Raw genomic sequence first — 15,436 nt, 5'->3', positions numbered from 1 at the left:
GCCCGGGCTGACTTGTCTCCCGGTTCCCGAGGGCCGCGACGGGCAAACCTGCGGCCCGGGCCGATCGGTGCTATGAGGCCGTCCGGCGCGGTGGCGGGCCGGATCGGGCGACAGAGGGTCCCGAATTGTCGTCGCATGTCACGGGTGGTCTGCAGGTCCCCGCAGGTGGGCGTGACCGGGCGCCCTGACACGATGGTGTGATCTGGGTCACATCGTCAGGAGTCCAGTGCCGCCTGGACTCCCTCGTGGATGTCGAACAGGTGGTCCAGACCGGCGATGCCGAGCGGGCGCAGCACCCGTCGTTCGGCGCAGGCCAGCCGGAGCTCGACCCCGGCCCGGTGCGCCTCCTCGCGGATCTCGATGAGCGCCGCGAGCCCGCTGGTGCCGAGGAACTGCACGCCGTCCAGCTCCAGCACCACCAGCGTCGCGTCCGGGATCCGGGCGGTCACCGCGGTCCGGAGCCCCGGACCGGTGAGGATGTCCAGCTCGCCCTCGACCGCGATCACGACGACCCCGCCGGGCCGGGTCGTGGCGGCGAGCCGCAGCCCGTCGCCGCTGTCGGTGATGTCGGTGGCCCCGGTGTCCCCGGGGCCGGGTGCCGCCCCGGTCCCGCCGGATCGGCCGCGGGCGGTGCCGGGGCCGGGCGGACGCGAGTCGGTCATGGGCCGACGGTAGGCACGGTGCTGCGCCGCCGCCACTCGGAGCCGGGGACCGCGGTCCCCGGCGTCCGGTGTCAGCGGAGGCGGTGCCCACCCGACGGGGTCCGGACGGTCCGTCCGGTGCGCCCCAGCAGTTCCAGCAGCGGGACGACGACTCGTCTGCTGGTCCCCAGCGCCTGCCGTGCGGTGCTCGCGGTGAACTCCTCGCCGAGCCCGCGGAGCACCTCCAGTGCGCGCTCCGGGGCGTCGGGCAGCAGCACCACGTCGGGGGTCAGCCGCAGCAGCTCCCCGGCCCGCTCCAGCGCGGCGAGCTCGCGCTGCCCCAGGCCCAGCCCGGCCAGGCGGTCCGCCTTCGGCGCGGTGAACGGGCGCGCGGCGAGGTCCGCCCGCAGCGCCGCCGCGGCCGCGAGGACGTGCTCCGGCGGGCCCGCGTCGGCGGCCGGGCGGACGCGGCCGTCGCGCACCACCAGACGGGGTTCCGCGGCCCGGGCCAGCGCGGCCTCCACCAGCCCGGCGTCGGGCAGCCCGGCCTCCCGCCGGGCCGCTGCGAGCGGCAGCCCCGGGTCGAGCGGGTCCGATGCGTCGTGCGCGGCCACGGCCCGCTCCAGCGCGGTGACGGCCGCGTCGGCCGCGGCCGGATCGAGCAACCAGCCGGCCGCTCCCGGTACCCGGGTGCCCAGCGCGGCGACGGCGTCGCCCGGCACGCCCCACCGCACGAGGTCGGCCGCCGGTACGGCGCCGCGCCGGGCCAGCTCCGCCGCGGCGTCCGGAACGCCGGTCGCCGCCGCCAGCTCACCCGCCCGGCGCCGCGCGGCGCCGCGGCGGCGCAGCGGGGGCGGCGCCGGGTCCAGGACGGTCACCCCCGCCACGATCCGGTGCGCCCCGGGATCGCGCAGCACCGCGCGGTCGCCGATCCGCAGCGGCAGCGGGTGCTCCGGGCGGATCCGGACGACGTCGTCGCCGAGCGGCCGCACCCGGACCGGGACGGCGGCCGAGCCGGCGTGCAGGGTCAGCCCCGTCGGGGAGGTGAGCTCCGGCGGCGGCCCGCCGACGCCGTGCAGCCGGACGTCGGCCTCGGTGGTGACCGGCCACGCGCCGCGGGCGAGCAGGACGTCCCCACGCCGCACCCGGTCCCGCGGGACCCCGCGCAGGTTGAGCGCGACCCGGGCCACCGCACCGGCGGCGTCGACCGGGGCACCGAGCTCCTGCACCGCCCGCACGGTCACGACGTGCCGGCCGTCGGCGCCGTCGAGCTCCAGCTCGTCGCCGGTGCGCACGGTGCCGCTGCCGAGCGTCCCGGTGACGACGGTGCCCGACCCGCGGACGGTGAAGGCCCGGTCCACCCAGAGCCGCGCGGCGCCGTCCGGGGCGGCCGGGGGCAGCGCCGCGACCAGCTCGACGAGGGCCGCGCGCAGGGTGTCGAGGCCGTCCCCGGTGGCCGCGGAGACGGCGACGGCGGGCCACCCGCCGAGCCCGCGGGCGGCGAGCCCGGCGCGGGCGTCGTCGAGGGCCAGCTCGGGGTCGAGCAGGTCGGTCCGGGTCACGACGAGCAGCCCGCGGGTGATCCCGGCGGCGGCGAGTGCGTCGGCGTGCTCCCCGGACTGCGGCATCCAGCCCTCGTCGGCGGCGACGACGAACAGTGCGGCCGGGACCGGACCGGCACCGGCGAGCATGGTGGTCACGAACCGTTCGTGTCCCGGGACGTCGACGAACGCCACGGTGGCCGGCCCGCCCGGCCCGGTCAGCGTGGTCCAGGCGAAGCCGAGGTCGATCGTCATCCCGCGTCGCCGTTCCTCGGCGTAGCGGTCGGGCTCCATCCCGGTGAGCGCGCGGACCAGCGTCGACTTGCCGTGGTCGACGTGCCCGGCGGTGCAGAGGACGTGCACCTACCGGACCTCCCGCACCGCGCGGGCCAGGACGGCGTCGGCCGCCGGGGGCAGCGCCCGCAGGTCGAGCAGGCAGCGGTCGTCGGCGACCCGGCCGAGCACCGGCGGGTCCCCGGCGCGCAACGCCGCGGCGTAGCGGGCGGGGAGCGCGATCCCGGCGCTGGCCAGCTCCACCCCGGGGGCCCCGCCGCCACCGACCCCGGCCACGGTGTCGACGGCGGTGGCGTCGACACCGTCCGCGGCGAGCGCGGCGGCGAGCGCGTCCGCCCGGCCGCGCAGTGCGGCCGGATCGGCGTCGAGGAACTCCCGGACGGGGGTCGGCGGCCCGGCGACCGAGGCCTCCAGCGCGGCGAGGGTCAGCTTGTCGACCCGCATCGCGCGGGCCAGCGGGAACCGGCGGACGGTCTCGACCAGTGCCGTCCCGCGTTCCCCGCCGCCGAGCAGCAGGCCGGCCTGCGGCCCGCCGAGCAGCTTGTCGCCGGACGCCGTCACGAGGTCGGCGCCGTCGGCGAGGGTCCCGGCCGCGTCCGGCTCGTCCGGCAGCAGCGGGTGCGGGGTGAGCAGTCCGGAGCCGATGTCGGCGACGACCGGGGGCCCGAGCCCGGCCAGCTCGCCGATGCCCACCGTGGAGACGAAGCCGCTGACGACGAAGTTCGACGGGTGCACCACCAGCACGAACGCCGTGTCCGGGCCGATCGCGTCGGCGTAGTCGCGCAGGTGGGTGCGGTTCGTGGTGCCGACCGGGCGGAGCCGGGCGCCGGTCGACTCGATGAGCTCCGGGATGCGGAACCCGTCGCCGATCTCGACGAGCTGGCCCCGGGACACGACGATCTCGCGGCCGGTCCCGGCGAGGGCCGCGCAGACCAGCGCGAGCGCGGCGGCGCCGTTGTTGGCGACCCACGCGGCGCCCGCACCGGGGACCGCGTCGCGCAGTGCTGCGACGGCCCCGGCGCCGCGGGTGCCGCGCCTGCCGGTCGCGAGGTCCAGCTCGACGTCACAGGTTCCGGCGGCGGCACCGAGCGCGGCGACGGCGGCACCGGAGAGCGGAGCCCGGCCGAGGTTGGTGTGCAGCAGGACGCCGCTGGCGTTGAGCACCGGACGGATCGCGGTCGCCGCCGCCGGGAGCGCGGCCAGCACGTCCGTGGTGACGTCCGACGGGTCGATCTCGCCGTCGCGGGCGCGCTGCTGGGCCGCGGCGACGGCGCGCTTGACCCGGGCGCGGCCGAGCCGGTCGATCGCGCCGGCGAGCTCCGGTGCGGCGAGGACGGCGTCGGTCCGCGGGATCCGGCGGCGCGGGTCCGCCGCGGCGTGGCGCGCGGTGGTCATCGCCGCACGGTAGCGCTCAGCCGGGGCCGGTGTCCCCGGACGTCCGGGCGGGCTCGGCGTCCCCGGCCCGCGGGGTGCCCTCCGCGGCGGAGCCGTCCTCAGGGCCGTCCTCAGGGCCGTCCTCGGGGCCGTCCTCCGCACCGGCGACGGGCGCGCTGTCCGCCGCCCGCTGCTCGGGCAGGGACACCGCGGGAAGGTCCCCGGTCGCGGGCTCGGAGATCGCGGGCTCGGCGGTGGCGGGTTCGGCGGGGGCCGGCTCCCGCAGGGTGTGCGCACCACCGCCGCCCGGCGCGCGGGCCGGGGGGACCGCGGGCGGCGGGTCGGTGTCGCGGGAACGCCCGGGCGACGGACGCGCCGGCCCGTCGAGCCTGCCCAGCTCCGCGCCGAGCAGCGAGTGCAGCCGCGCGATCTCGTCGCGCACCGAGCTCCGCAGCTCGGAGACGTGCGCGTGCATCGACGCCGCGGTGTCGGCGACCAGCTCGGAGTTCCGGCGGGCCGCGACCCCGGCCGCCCGCTGCCGCTCGTGCTCACCGGCGGCGTCCACCGCGAGCCGCTCGGCCTCCGCCCGGGCCGCCGCGGTCGTCCGCTCGGCCTCGGCGTGCGCCGCCGCCGTGATCCGGGCAGCCTCGGCGAGCGCCTGCCGGCGCAGCTCGCCCGCTTCCTGCTCGGCGGCTCGGCGCCGCTGCGCCGCCTCGTGGTCGGCCATCCGGAGCACCTTGTCGGCGCGCATCCCGAACGTCTCGGCCGGCCGGCCCGGGCCTCGTCCAGCGCGGCGGCGAGTGCGTCGGCCCGGCGGACGGCCTCGTCCCGGGCGGCCTCGGCCCGGACACGGGCGCGCTCCGCGTCGGCGAGCCGGGTGCCGGGGTCCTCGGGTGCCTGCTCGCCGCCGGTCACCTCCGCCCGGGCGCCGTCCCCGCCCCGCGACGGGGACGGGCTGCGCCGGGGGAGATCGGGGGCGGTGTCCCCGGCGCGGGTCGTCTCGTCGTCGCGGACGTCCTCGGCCACTCCGTCGTTGTCGACCACGTCGCCGCTCGTCCTCCTGTCGTGCTCCGGTGCGGAGCATCGCCGGCCTGTCCGGCCGGGTCGTTCTCGTGCCCCGCGCTCACGGTGGGTCAGTGTCGTTCGCCGGACCGTGCCCGGACAGCCCCCGTTCGGCGGACGGATCCGGGGCGGCGACCGACGGCGCGCTCCCGACGGTAACTCCCGGGGGGCGGGTAGCGTTCCCGAGGTGACCAGGTCGTTTCCGAGGGGGGAACGCATGTCCGACCGTGCGACCACGCGCCGGCTCACCGAGTACAGCCACGGCGCGGGCTGCGGGTGCAAGCTCGGCCCGGGACAGCTGGCCGAGGTGCTCGCCGGGGTGACCCCGCCGTCGCACCCGGACCTGCTGGTGGGGACGGACACCGGGGACGACGCGGCCGTCTGGCGGCTGTCGCCGGACCGTGCGCTGGTCGCGACCACCGACTTCTTCACCCCGATCGTCGACGACGCGCGCACCTGGGGGGCGATCGCCGCGACCAACGCCGTGTCGGACGTCTACGCGATGGGCGGCACCCCGCTGTTCGCGCTGAACCTGGTGTGCTGGCCGTCGGAGGACCTCGGCCCGGACGTGCTCGCCGAGGTGCTCGAGGGCGGCGCCGGCGTCGGCCGGGACTGCGGGTTCGCCGTCGTCGGCGGGCACACGATCGACGACCCGGAACCGAAGTACGGCCTCGCCGTCGTCGGGGAGGTCCACCCGGAGCGGGTGCTGACCAACGCGGGCCTGCGCCCCGGCGACGAGCTGGTCCTGACCAAGCCGCTCGGGATCGGCGTCGTCACCACCGCCGTGAAGCGCGGTGTCCCGGCCGCGGTCGAGGCCGCCGTCGCCGCGATGACCACCCCGAACGCCGACGCCGCGCGGGCCGCCCGGGACGCGGGTGCGACCGGCTGCACCGACGTCACCGGTTACGGGCTGCTCGGCCACCTCACGAAGATGACCGTCGCCTCCGGTGTGGACGCCCGCGTCGACGCGGGCGCCGTGCCGCTGCTCGACGGCGTCCGGGAGCTCGTCGCCGGCGGCGTCGTCCCCGGCGGAACGCTGCGCAACCGGCAGTGGGTGGACGACCGGATCGTGCGCACGTCCGCGTCCGACGACGAGGTGCTGCTGCTCTCCGACGCCCAGACCTCCGGCGGGCTGCTGTTCGGCGCCGCGCCCGGCGCCGCGGGCACGGCCGTCCGGTGGCTGCGCGAGCGGGGGCACCCGGCCGCGGTGATCGGGTCCGTCACCGCGGGGACCGGTCTGGTCCACGTCTAGGGTCGGACGGGTGGAGCCCGTCGACCGCAGCTGTGCCCGCACCCGAGCCTGGACGGACGAGGCGATGCGCCGGGTCCAGGCCGACGCGAACCGCTCCGCCGACACGCACCTGCACGTGCTCGACCTGCCCGCCGAGTGGGGCGTGCACGTGTACCTCAAGGACGAGTCGGTGCACCCCACCGGGAGCCTCAAGCACCGGCTGGCCCGGTCCCTGTTCCTCTACGGGCTGGCGTCGGGCTGGATCACCGAGGGGACGACGGTCGTCGAGGCCAGCTCCGGGTCGACGGCGGTCTCCGAGGCGTACTTCGCGCGGCTGCTGGGGCTGCCGTTCGTCGCGGTGATGCCGCGCTCGACGAGCCCGGAGAAGGTCGCGCTCATCGAGCGCGAGGGCGGCCGTTGCCACTTCGTGGAGCACGGCGGCCAGGTCTACGCCGAGGCCGAGCGGCTCGCCGCCGAGTCCGGCGGCCACTACCTCGACCAGTTCACCTACGCCGAGCGGGCCACCGACTGGCGGGGCAACAACAACATCGCCGAGTCGATCCTGGCCCAGCTCGCCGAGGAGCAGCACCCGGTCCCGGAGTGGATCGTCGTCGGTGCCGGCACCGGCGGGACGTCCGCGACGATCGGCCGCTACCTGCGCTACCGGCGGCTGCCCACCCGGCTCGCGGTCGTCGATCCGGAGGGCTCGGCGTTCCTGCCCGGCTGGCTGGCGGGCGACCCGGCCCACGAGACCGGGATGGCGTCGCGGATCGAGGGGATCGGCAGGCCCCGGATGGAGCCGAGCTTCGTGCCGTCGGTGATCGACCGGATGTTCCCGGTGCCCGACGCCGCCAGCGTCGCCGCCGCCCGGCACCTGCGGGACCGCACCGGCCGCTGGGTCGGCGGCTCGACCGGCACCAACCTCTGGGCGGTCTACCAGCTGGTCGCCGAGATGCTCCGCAGCGGTCGCTCCGGCAGCGTCGTCACGCTGATCTGCGACGGCGGCGAGCGCTACCGGCACAGCTACTACGACGACGGCTGGGTCGCCGCGCAGGGCCTCGACCTCGCCCCGCACACCGCGGCCCTGGAGACGTTCGTCGCGACCGGACGGTGGGAGCCGCCCGCCTGACACCCGTCAGGAACCGCCGAGCAGCTCCGCGGTGGCCAGCAGCCGCCGCTCCGACCCGGGCCGTCCGACCAGCTGCACGCAGGCCGGCCCGCCCGCGGTGGGCACCGGCGCGACCAGCGACGGCAGTCCGGCGAGGTTCCACGCGGCCAGCCCGGTCGTCCCGGCCCCGGTGGGGCCCGAGGTCACGGGCAGCAGCCCGGCCTCGGCGCCGGCGTCGTCGAGCCAGCCGACCAGCCGCTGCCGCCAGGACGCGGGGGTGGCCGGGCGGAGCCCGCCGAGCCGCCGCACCCGGCGCCCGCGGCGCAGCGCGCTGCGCGCCGTGCGGGGGAGCCCGGCCGGATCGAGATCGAGGTCCTCCACCCGGCGGGCCAGCCCGGCGTGCCTGCGGCGCGCGCCGTGCACCGGCAGGACCGCGCGGTACGGCGGGTCCGCGGCGAGCAGCCGCACGGCGGTGGTGCCCAGCACCCGGATCGCGGCGTGCACGGCGGCCGCCGCGGCCGGGTCGGCGAGCCGGGTCCGGCCGGTGCGCAGCGAGCAGGCCAGCGAGCCGACCGGTTCCCCGCCGTCCGCCGCGGGGGCGGCCGCCGGAGCGGGAGCCGGGCCGAGGGCCGTGGCGCCGGGGAGACCGCCCGTCACGGCCGGGGCGCGGCGTGCGGGGGCGGCCAGCACGTCCAGCGCCGCCCGGAGGTCGGCCGGTCCGGCGGCGACGACGGTCGTCTCGGCCAGTCCCGCCCACCGCCGGTCCGCGCCGGGGGGCAGCGGGAGCACGCGGCGCCCGGGCTTCAGCGCGGCCAGGCCGTGCGCGGCCGCGGCGGCGCGCAGCGCGCCGTCGCCGTCCACCCCGATGCCGAGGGGGACGGTGCCCGTCGCGACGGCGGCCGCGGTGGCCCGGCCGCCGGGGGACCCGTCCGGGCCGATCCCGAACTCGGCGGTGCGCGCACGGCCCGCGACCAGCGCTCCCGCGCCGCGCAGCCGCCGTACCGGTTCGTCGCCGCGCCCGGTCGTCGAGATGCCCTCCTCGACGGCGACGAGCACGCCCGCGAGCGGCAGCGCGAACCGGTCGGTGCGCCGGTCCAGCGCGGCGGCCGCCGCGCGCAGCGACTCGGCGTCGACGGCGAGCAGCCCGGCGGCACCCCCCGCCCGGTCCAGCAGGGCACACGCGTACTCGGCCGCGGTGCGCTCGCCGGCCCGGACCGCACCGGCCGTGGCCGGAACGCCGGTCGGTGCGGTGCCGGGCGCGGGGAGGATGCTCATCGTCGATACTGCGGTTCTGCGGAGGCGGACGGGAATCGAACCCGCCTGGCCGAGGTACTCGGCCACGTCGGTGTTGAAGACCGCGGGGGCCACCAGGCGCCCATACGCCTCCAGGTCTCAGGCCGTGCGGAGTGCCTCCGGCACACCGTCGGCGACGTCGAACAGGGACAGCAGGTTCGTCGCCTCGAGGGCGCGGGTCACCGCGTGCGACCCGCACACCAGGCGCAGCCTGCTGCCGTCGCCCTCCGCCTTCTCCTTGGCCTCGACGAGTGCGGCCAGCCCGGCCGATCCCAGGAAGGTCACCCGGGTCAGGTCGACCACCAGCAGGCTCGCGGCCGGGATCTGCCCGGCCAGGCGTTGCCGCACGACCGGAGCGGTCATCGTGTCGATCTCGCCGTCGACGTGGACGACGACGGCGCCGTCCCCGTGCTCGACCACCTCGAAGCGGACGACCTCGCCGACGTCGGGGTCCTGGTCGTCCCCCACCCCGGTGGGCGTCTCACTGCTCATGTGTCTCGTGCTCCCTCGACAGTCGTCGCCGGTGGCTCGGCTCCCGGAATCCCGGGAGCTTCACCGTGAGTGACGACCGGCCGCCGTTGCTTGACGGGCCGCCCGTGCTGCTCCCGCTCCAGCCTAGTCAGGAGGACGTCCCACCCTACGACCGCGGTCGCGGGTCGCACAAACGTTCCGCGGCACCGGCCCGGCGGTCGCCCACGGACGGTCGGGGGAGATGCCAGGGTGGCGTCCATGAGCGCAGTGCAGCCCGGGCGGTTCACGGTCCGGATCGGTGTCCGTAGCTACGAGGTGGACGTGAACGGGCACGTCAACCACGCGGTGTACCACCAGTACGCCGAGCACGCCCGGATGGAGCACCTGCGGGCGGCCGGGTTGTCCCAGCCGGCCCTGGACGCCGCCGGGATCACGGTCGTCCTCCTGTCGACGACCGTGCACTTCCGGGCCGAGCTCCGCGTCGGCGAGCAGGTGGAGATCGACTCGGAGATCGGGTTCACCGAGCGGAAGCCGTTCACGATGCGTCACCGGCTGGTGCGCGAGACCGGCGACGGCCGCGAGCTCGCCGCGGAGGCGGAGTGCACGATGGGTGTGCTGGACGTCGCGACCCGGCGGCTCGTGGCCGACCCGTACGGCCGGCTGGTGGCGGCGGCGTCCGCACCGGAGGTGCTGGGGCCGGGCCCGGCCCGGCAGGCCGCGACCGGCGCGTGACGGGCCGCCTGCGGACCGGCGGCGGCCCGCGGGTGTGACGCCCGCGGTCAGGCCGGGACGACCGGGTCGGTGCCGGCGCGCTCGCCGTCCTCCGCCGGCTGCTGCCCGGCCGCCGGGAACGCGCCGGATGCGGTGACGGTCCGGTGCCCCGGCACGACGGCCGGTCCGACGAACCCCATCAGGGGCGGGACCGCACCGCCGGCGCGGCGCACCGCCCGCCGGGACTGCAGGTAGGCCCGCGGCCCGTTGAGCATGCCGCGGGTGCGGGTCTGGTCGGCGTCGGCCGGCATCGCGTCGCCGGCACCGGCCTCGCGGGCGGAGATGTGGCGCAGCCGGGCGACGGCGGCGGGCAGCCGGCGCAGGGCTGCGGAGCGGCCCTGCGGGGACAGCGCGACCTTGGCCAGGAAGCTGCCCAGGCCGACCGCGTAGCCCTCCATCTGCTTGCGCAGGGCCTCCTGGTCGGGGCGGTGGTGGTGCCACAGGTAGGCGCCGGGCAGGTAGCCCAGGACGTGCCCGGCCAGGATCATGCGGACCAGGAACTCACCGTCCTCGCCGCCGTGGGTGGGGGTGCCCGGGCCCATGGCCTCGTCGAAGCCGCCGACCGAGCGGGCGGCGGTGGCGCGCACGGCGAGGTTGGCGCCGATGCCGAGCAGGCCGGGGGCGAACGGGAAGATCGGGGAGTCCGGCGGGGGCGCGGCCAGGGAGAAGCGGCGGGCGGTGAAGCCCTTGTTCCAGGCCAGGGCGGTGTCGGCGGCGCGTTCCTCGGGGCTGCCCAGGCGGGCGGCGAGGACGGGGCCCGACACGCAGGCCAGGTCGGGGTCGGCGGCGAAGGCGCCGGCGATGCGGGAGGCCCAGGCGGGGTCGACCTCGGTGTCGTCGTCGGTGAAGGCGACCAGGTCGGTGCGGGCCTCGGCGAGGCCGCGGTTGCGGCCGACCGAGGCGCCGCGGCGGGGTTCGCGGACGTAGCGGACCCGGGGTGAGCCGGTGGCGGTGACGGTCTGCTGGGTGCGTTCGTCGTCGGGGTCGTTGTCGACGACGACGACCGAGAGGGCGGGGTGGTCGGAGGCGAGCACGGCGCGCAGGCAGCGGGCGAGGGACTCGGGGCGGTTGCGGGTCGCGACGACCACGGTGACCGGGTCGGACCCGACCGGCGCCGGCACGACCGCCTCGGGCGGGCCGAGCGTGATCAGGGCGGCGTTGAGCTCCGCGATGGTGGCGTGCCCGTTCCGCAGCGGCACGGTCACCTGCCCCTGCGGTGTGCCACCGACGGTGACCAGCAGACGGGCGGCGTGGAACCCGGGGCCGACCCGCAGGTCGCGCAGCGGCGCGAGGCGGTCGAGTTCGCCGACCCAGGTCACGGCGTCGGGCGTCGCAGACTTCCCTGACATGTCGGACAGTCTCGTGCACGCGCCCTGAGACCACACTGAGAGCGCCCGTCGGCCGGGATCCGGCTACGCTGCGTGCTCGCCGGTGGCCGGTTCACCGGTACCGGTGTCAGTGCTTCGTGTCGACGCAGGCCACGATCTCGTGAGCGTCGACGCGAGACCGGATCGGCCGCCCCGGGCGACCGTCCGACGCCGCGACGAGCGCGCTGCTTCGAGCGGGGACACGCTGTGTCGGCTCTGTCGTCGGCGTGTCCGACGGGACGGTTCGACACGAACGGGTGACCACACGTGCAGGCGCTCGGGTCCGGTGTCCCCACCAGCGTCGATCACGGTCGCGCTGACCACGATCGGGTGAGCACCGTGTCCGGTTCGGGGCTGTCCCGGGTGTTCTGCCCGGTTCGACCACCGCCGCCGGGTGGAACCGGGTGCCCCGCCACGCGCGCGGGTAGGTTCGGATCATGAGTGAGTCCCGCCCCACCGCGTCCGTGCTGGTCACCGGCAGCGAGCTGCTGACCGGCCACGTCGCCGACGCCAACGGCCCGTTCGTGGCGCGCTCGCTCGGCGACCTCGGCTTCGCTGTGCGCCGGGTGCTGCTGGTCGGTGACCGCCCCGAGGACCTGCGCACCGCGCTGGAGTTCGTGGCCGGCGACGATCTCGTCGTCACCTCCGGTGGGCTCGGCCCGACCGCCGACGACCTGACCGCGGACGTCGTCGCCGAGTTCGCCGGCGCGCCGATGGAGGTCGACACCGCGCTGCAGGAGCGGATCCACGCGCGGGTCGCGGGCTGGGCGGCGCGCGCGGGCTGGGACGGCCCGGCGCTGGACGCCGCGACCGCCAAGCAGGCGCGGGTGCCGCGCGGGGGCAGTGTGCTGGAGCCGGTCGGGACCGCGCCGGGACTGGCGGTGTCCCGCGAGGGCGGGCCGCTCGTCGTCGTCCTGCCGGGGCCGCCGCGCGAGCTGACCGGGATGTGGCCCGCGGCGCTCGCCGCGGAGCCGGTCGCGGCGCTGCTCGCCCGGACCCCGCACGCGGAGCCGACCCTGCTCCGGTTCGCCGGGCTGCCGGAGTCCGAGATCGCCGAGACGCTGCGGGTGATCGGCACCGATCTCGACCTGTCCCGGGTCGAGATCACGACCTGCCTGCGCCGCTCCGAGCTCGAGGTGGACCTGCACCCGCTTCCCGGCGCGGAGCCGGTCGCCCGGGACCTCGCGGAGCGGATCGTCGACCGGCACCGCCGGAAGCTGATCAGCGACGACGGCAGCACCACCGACGAGCTCGTCGCCGACGCGCTGGCAGGCCGGGGCTGGACGGTCGCGACCGGCGAGTCCTGCACCGGCGGACTGCTGGCCGGGCGGCTGGTCGACCGGTCCGGCTCGTCGGCCTACGTCGCCGGGGGCGTGGTCGCCTACTCCGACGCGGCGAAGACAGCCCTGCTGGACGTGCCGGCGGCGCTGGTCGCCGAGCACGGTGCGGTGTCGCCGGAGGTGGCCCGGGCGCTGGCCGACGGCGCCCGCGCACGGTTCGGGGCCGACGTCGGCGTCGGCATCACCGGTGTCGCCGGGCCCGGGGGCGGGACGGAGGCCAAGCCCGTCGGCTACGTCTGCTTCTGCGTCACGACGGCCGACGGCCAGGTGATCGCCCGCGACCCGCAGCTGCCCGGCGGTCGGGCCGACGTCCGGGAACGGTCGGTCGACCTGGCGATGCACCTGCTGCTGCGCGTGACCGGGGTGACGGGGCCGGACGCGCACCGCTAGGCCCCGGACACACGCGCGCCCCGCCCGGAACGGTCCGGGCGGGGCGTGGGCGCAGGCGGTGTCAGCCCTTCGCGGCGGCGAAGCGCTCGGCGGCGTCCGCCCAGTTGACGACGTTCCACCAGGCCTTGACGTAGTCCGGCTTCACGTTCTTGTACTGCAGGTAGAACGCGTGCTCCCACATGTCGAGCAGCACGATCGGGGTCTGCCCGGCGGGGAGCTGGGACTGCTGGTCGTAGAGCTGGTGGATCAGCAGCTTCTGCCCGAGCTGGTCGAAGCCCAGGATGGCCCAGCCGGAGCCCTGGATGGTGGTGGCGGCGGCGGTGAAGTGCGCCTGGAACGCGTCGAACGACCCGAAGTCGTTGTCGATCGCGGAGGCGAGGTCACCGGTGGGCTTGTCGCCGCCGTCCGGGGAGAGGTTCTTCCAGAAGGCGGAGTGGTTGACGTGCCCGCCGAGGTTGAACGCGAGGGTCTTCTCCAGGCCGACGACGGCGCCGAAGTCGTTCTTCTCCCGGGCCTCGGCGAGCTTGTCGATGGTGCCGTTGAGGCCCTGGACGTAGGTGTTGTGGTGCTTGGAGTGGTGCAGCTCCATGATCTCCGGCGCGATGTGCGGAGCGAGTGCGCCGTAGTCGTACGGCAGATCCGGGAGCGTGTACTCGGCCATCGGTTGTCTCCGACCTCCTCGGTCACGGAAAAGCGTGGCGGTCGGCCACGCACGAACACGTGCCACTATGTCGCACCACACCCCTACCCGCGACGGCGGACGACTACGCGTCCACGGACCGGAACGGCGGTGTGCGTCACCCCGGGAGTCACCCCAGGAGCTCGAGGAGCTTCCGGACCGTGGCCCAGTTCCGGGCGGTGCCGCCGCCGTCGGCGGCGCCGGTCCGCGCGGACAGCCGGGCGGCGAGCCGGCTGCGCCCGATCCCGTCGGGAAGGTGCAGGTAGACCACCCGCCCGACGACGGCGGCGTCGCCCGGGCCGCCCTGCTCCCGTTCGACGGCCAGCGCGGCCTCCAGCCGGGCCGTCCCGGCGTCGTCCGGGGGTTCGGCCAGGAACACCGCGTGCAGCTGCTTCGGCTCGCTCGCCTGCGGGAACGGGTTCGCCGCGACGGCGGCGGCGTACTCGTCCCGGCCGAACGCGACGACCGGGCGGTCGAGGCCGAAGTCGTCCTGCAGGATCCCGGCGATCTCGTCGGCGATCGTGCCGGGATCGGGATCGGTGCTGGTCAGGACCACGTTCCCGGACTGGATGTAGGTGGCGACGTCGGTGAACCCGCGCCCGGCGAGCACCCGCCGCAGGTCGGCCATCGGGACCTTGCCGGTCCCGCCGACGTTGATCCCGCGCAGCAGCGCGACGTGGGTGCGCACGCCGCGATCCTGCCGCAGCGCGGGTCAGGTGCGCAGCTCCCGGAAGAAGTCGCGCAGCTCGTCCACGAACACCTCCGGCTGCTCCATCGACGCGAAGTGCCCGCCGACGTCGGGCCGGGAGAACCGGCGCAGGTCGGTGAACCGCCGCTCCAGCCAGTGCCGCGGCAGCTTGGTCATCTCGTGCGGGAACTGGGCGACCCCGGTCGGGACGTCGACCTCCTCCAGCCGCCGGCGGGCGAAGCTCTCCCAGTAGAGCCGGGCCGAGGAGGCGCCCGTCCCGTTGAGCCAGTACTGCATGACGTTGTCCAGCAGCCGGTCCCGGCCGATCACGTTCTCCGGGTGTCCCGCGCAGTCGGTCCAGTCCCAGAACTTCTCGACGATCCAGGTGCACTGGGCGGCGGGGGAGTCGACGAGCCCGTAGCCGATGGTCTGCGGGCGGGTGGTCTGCTCGGCGGAGTAGCCGCTGCCGTAACGGTCGAACGCCTTGGAGAAGCGGATGTCCTCCTTCTCCTGCTTCGTCAGCACCCGGTCGTCGTCGTCCGGCTTCGGGGCGAGCGCCATCGTGAGGTGGATGCCGTACAGCATCTCCGGCGCCGCGGTGCCGAGCGCGGAGGTGATCATCGAGCCCCAGTCGCCGCCCTGCGCGGCGAACCGGTCGTAGCCGAGCCGGTCCATCAGCTGGGCCCACGCGACGGCGATGCGCTCGACGCCCCAGCCGGTCACCGCCGGCTTCCCGGAGAACCCGAACCCGGGCAGCGTCGGCAGCACGACGTGGAACGCGTCGGCCGGGTCCGGCGGGTCGGTCAGTGCGGTCAGGAGGTCGAGGAACTCGACGATCGAGCCGGGCCAGCCGTGGGTGAGCAGCAGCGGCATCGCGCCGGGGTGCCGCGAGCGGGCGTGCAGGACGTGCACCTCGACGGAGTCGTCGCCACCGCCGTCGAGCCCGGTGCGGTACTGCGGCCAGGCGTTGATCTCCGCCTCGACCCGGCGCCAGTCGTAGCGGGTGCGCCAGTACTCGCAGAGCTCGCGGGCGTAGTCCAGCGGCACCCCCTGGTTCCAGCCCTCCACGGTGGCAGGCTCCGGCCAGCGGGTCCGGGCGAGCCGCTCGCGCAGGTCGTCGAGCTCGGCCTCGGGGATCTCGATGCGGAAGTCGCGCACCCCGTCACGGTGGCACGGTCGGCGCCGC

General features: G+C 76.7%; 14 protein-coding genes and 1 tRNA gene. 4 read left to right on the top strand and 11 right to left on the bottom strand.

From position 1 onward, the window contains the following. Positions 1–215 precede the first annotated feature (215 nt). From AD017_RS07145 to AD017_RS07130, 4 genes are all read right to left on the bottom strand, one after another. The gene (locus AD017_RS07145) at positions 216–662 is read right to left on the bottom strand and encodes an STAS domain-containing protein (RefSeq protein ID WP_060633805.1); all 447 of its coding nucleotides are present in this window, start codon (positions 660–662) and stop codon (positions 216–218) included. Positions 663–733: 71 nt separating this feature from the next. Continuing rightward, entirely contained in the window at positions 734–2,545 is a 1,812-nt protein-coding gene (locus AD017_RS07140; protein WP_060573638.1) for a SelB C-terminal domain-containing protein, read from the bottom strand. Next, complete coding sequence (gene selA, locus AD017_RS07135) at positions 2,546–3,871, bottom strand: L-seryl-tRNA(Sec) selenium transferase (RefSeq protein ID WP_060573636.1); 1,326 nt, start codon at positions 3,869–3,871, stop codon at positions 2,546–2,548. A 16-nt stretch (positions 3,872–3,887) separates the two neighbouring features. Continuing rightward, positions 3,888–4,577 (bottom strand): hypothetical protein, encoded by a 690-nt coding sequence (locus AD017_RS07130; protein ID WP_145986080.1) that lies wholly within the window; start codon positions 4,575–4,577, stop codon positions 3,888–3,890. 552 nt (positions 4,578–5,129) lie between these two features. On the opposite strand from AD017_RS07130, the gene selD reads away from it, so the two are divergent. Continuing rightward, positions 5,130–6,164, top strand: coding sequence for a selenide, water dikinase SelD (gene selD / locus AD017_RS07125; RefSeq protein ID WP_060573632.1), 1,035 nt, complete (start codon positions 5,130–5,132; stop codon positions 6,162–6,164). A 64-nt stretch (positions 6,165–6,228) separates the two neighbouring features. Further along, a complete protein-coding gene (locus tag AD017_RS07120; protein WP_202969030.1) occupies positions 6,229–7,272 on the top strand; it encodes a PLP-dependent cysteine synthase family protein in 1,044 nt (347 codons plus the stop codon). 6 nt (positions 7,273–7,278) lie between these two features. Here the strand turns inward: AD017_RS07120 and AD017_RS07115 are convergent, their stop codons facing one another. The 3 genes from AD017_RS07115 to AD017_RS07105 form a co-directional block, all read right to left on the bottom strand. Beyond that, the gene (locus AD017_RS07115) at positions 7,279–8,526 is read right to left on the bottom strand and encodes an amidase family protein (RefSeq protein WP_060573628.1); all 1,248 of its coding nucleotides are present in this window, start codon (positions 8,524–8,526) and stop codon (positions 7,279–7,281) included. 17 nt (positions 8,527–8,543) lie between these two features. Next, a tRNA-Sec gene (locus tag AD017_RS07110) sits at positions 8,544–8,638 on the bottom strand. Between the two features lie 5 nt (positions 8,639–8,643). Next, positions 8,644–9,036 (bottom strand): STAS domain-containing protein, encoded by a 393-nt coding sequence (locus tag AD017_RS07105; RefSeq protein WP_227012685.1) that lies wholly within the window; start codon positions 9,034–9,036, stop codon positions 8,644–8,646. A 237-nt stretch (positions 9,037–9,273) separates the two neighbouring features. Between AD017_RS07105 and AD017_RS07100 the strand changes: the two genes are divergently transcribed. After that, entirely contained in the window at positions 9,274–9,747 is a 474-nt protein-coding gene (locus tag AD017_RS07100; RefSeq protein ID WP_075314013.1) for a thioesterase family protein, read from the top strand. Between the two features lie 47 nt (positions 9,748–9,794). Here AD017_RS07100 and AD017_RS07095 read toward each other — a convergent pair whose 3' ends face one another. Beyond that, on the bottom strand, positions 9,795–11,135 hold the full coding sequence (locus AD017_RS07095) for a glycosyltransferase family 2 protein (protein WP_082539060.1): 1,341 nt from the start codon (positions 11,133–11,135) through the stop codon (positions 9,795–9,797). A gap of 455 nt (positions 11,136–11,590) precedes the next feature. Between AD017_RS07095 and AD017_RS07090 the strand changes: the two genes are divergently transcribed. Continuing rightward, complete coding sequence (locus AD017_RS07090) at positions 11,591–12,883, top strand: competence/damage-inducible protein A (RefSeq protein WP_060573619.1); 1,293 nt, start codon at positions 11,591–11,593, stop codon at positions 12,881–12,883. 61 nt (positions 12,884–12,944) lie between these two features. Here AD017_RS07090 and AD017_RS07085 read toward each other — a convergent pair whose 3' ends face one another. The 3 genes from AD017_RS07085 to AD017_RS07075 form a co-directional block, all read right to left on the bottom strand. Then, positions 12,945–13,544, bottom strand: a complete 600-nt coding sequence (locus tag AD017_RS07085; protein ID WP_060573617.1) for a superoxide dismutase — start codon at positions 13,542–13,544, stop codon at positions 12,945–12,947. 148 nt (positions 13,545–13,692) lie between these two features. Further along, positions 13,693–14,250, bottom strand: coding sequence for a DUF1697 domain-containing protein (locus AD017_RS07080; RefSeq protein ID WP_082399096.1), 558 nt, complete (start codon positions 14,248–14,250; stop codon positions 13,693–13,695). 24 nt (positions 14,251–14,274) lie between these two features. Continuing rightward, positions 14,275–15,408 carry an epoxide hydrolase family protein gene (locus AD017_RS07075; RefSeq protein WP_060573615.1) on the bottom strand — a complete coding sequence of 378 codons (1,134 nt, stop codon included), beginning with the start codon at positions 15,406–15,408 and terminating at the stop codon, positions 14,275–14,277. Between the last annotated feature and the right edge of the window lie 28 nt (positions 15,409–15,436).

The organism is Pseudonocardia sp. EC080619-01 (assembly GCF_001420995.1).
Lineage (GTDB): Bacteria > Actinomycetota > Actinomycetes > Mycobacteriales > Pseudonocardiaceae > Pseudonocardia.
Note: the sequence above shows the minus strand (reverse complement) of the source record. Positions and strands in the feature narration are given on the sequence as shown.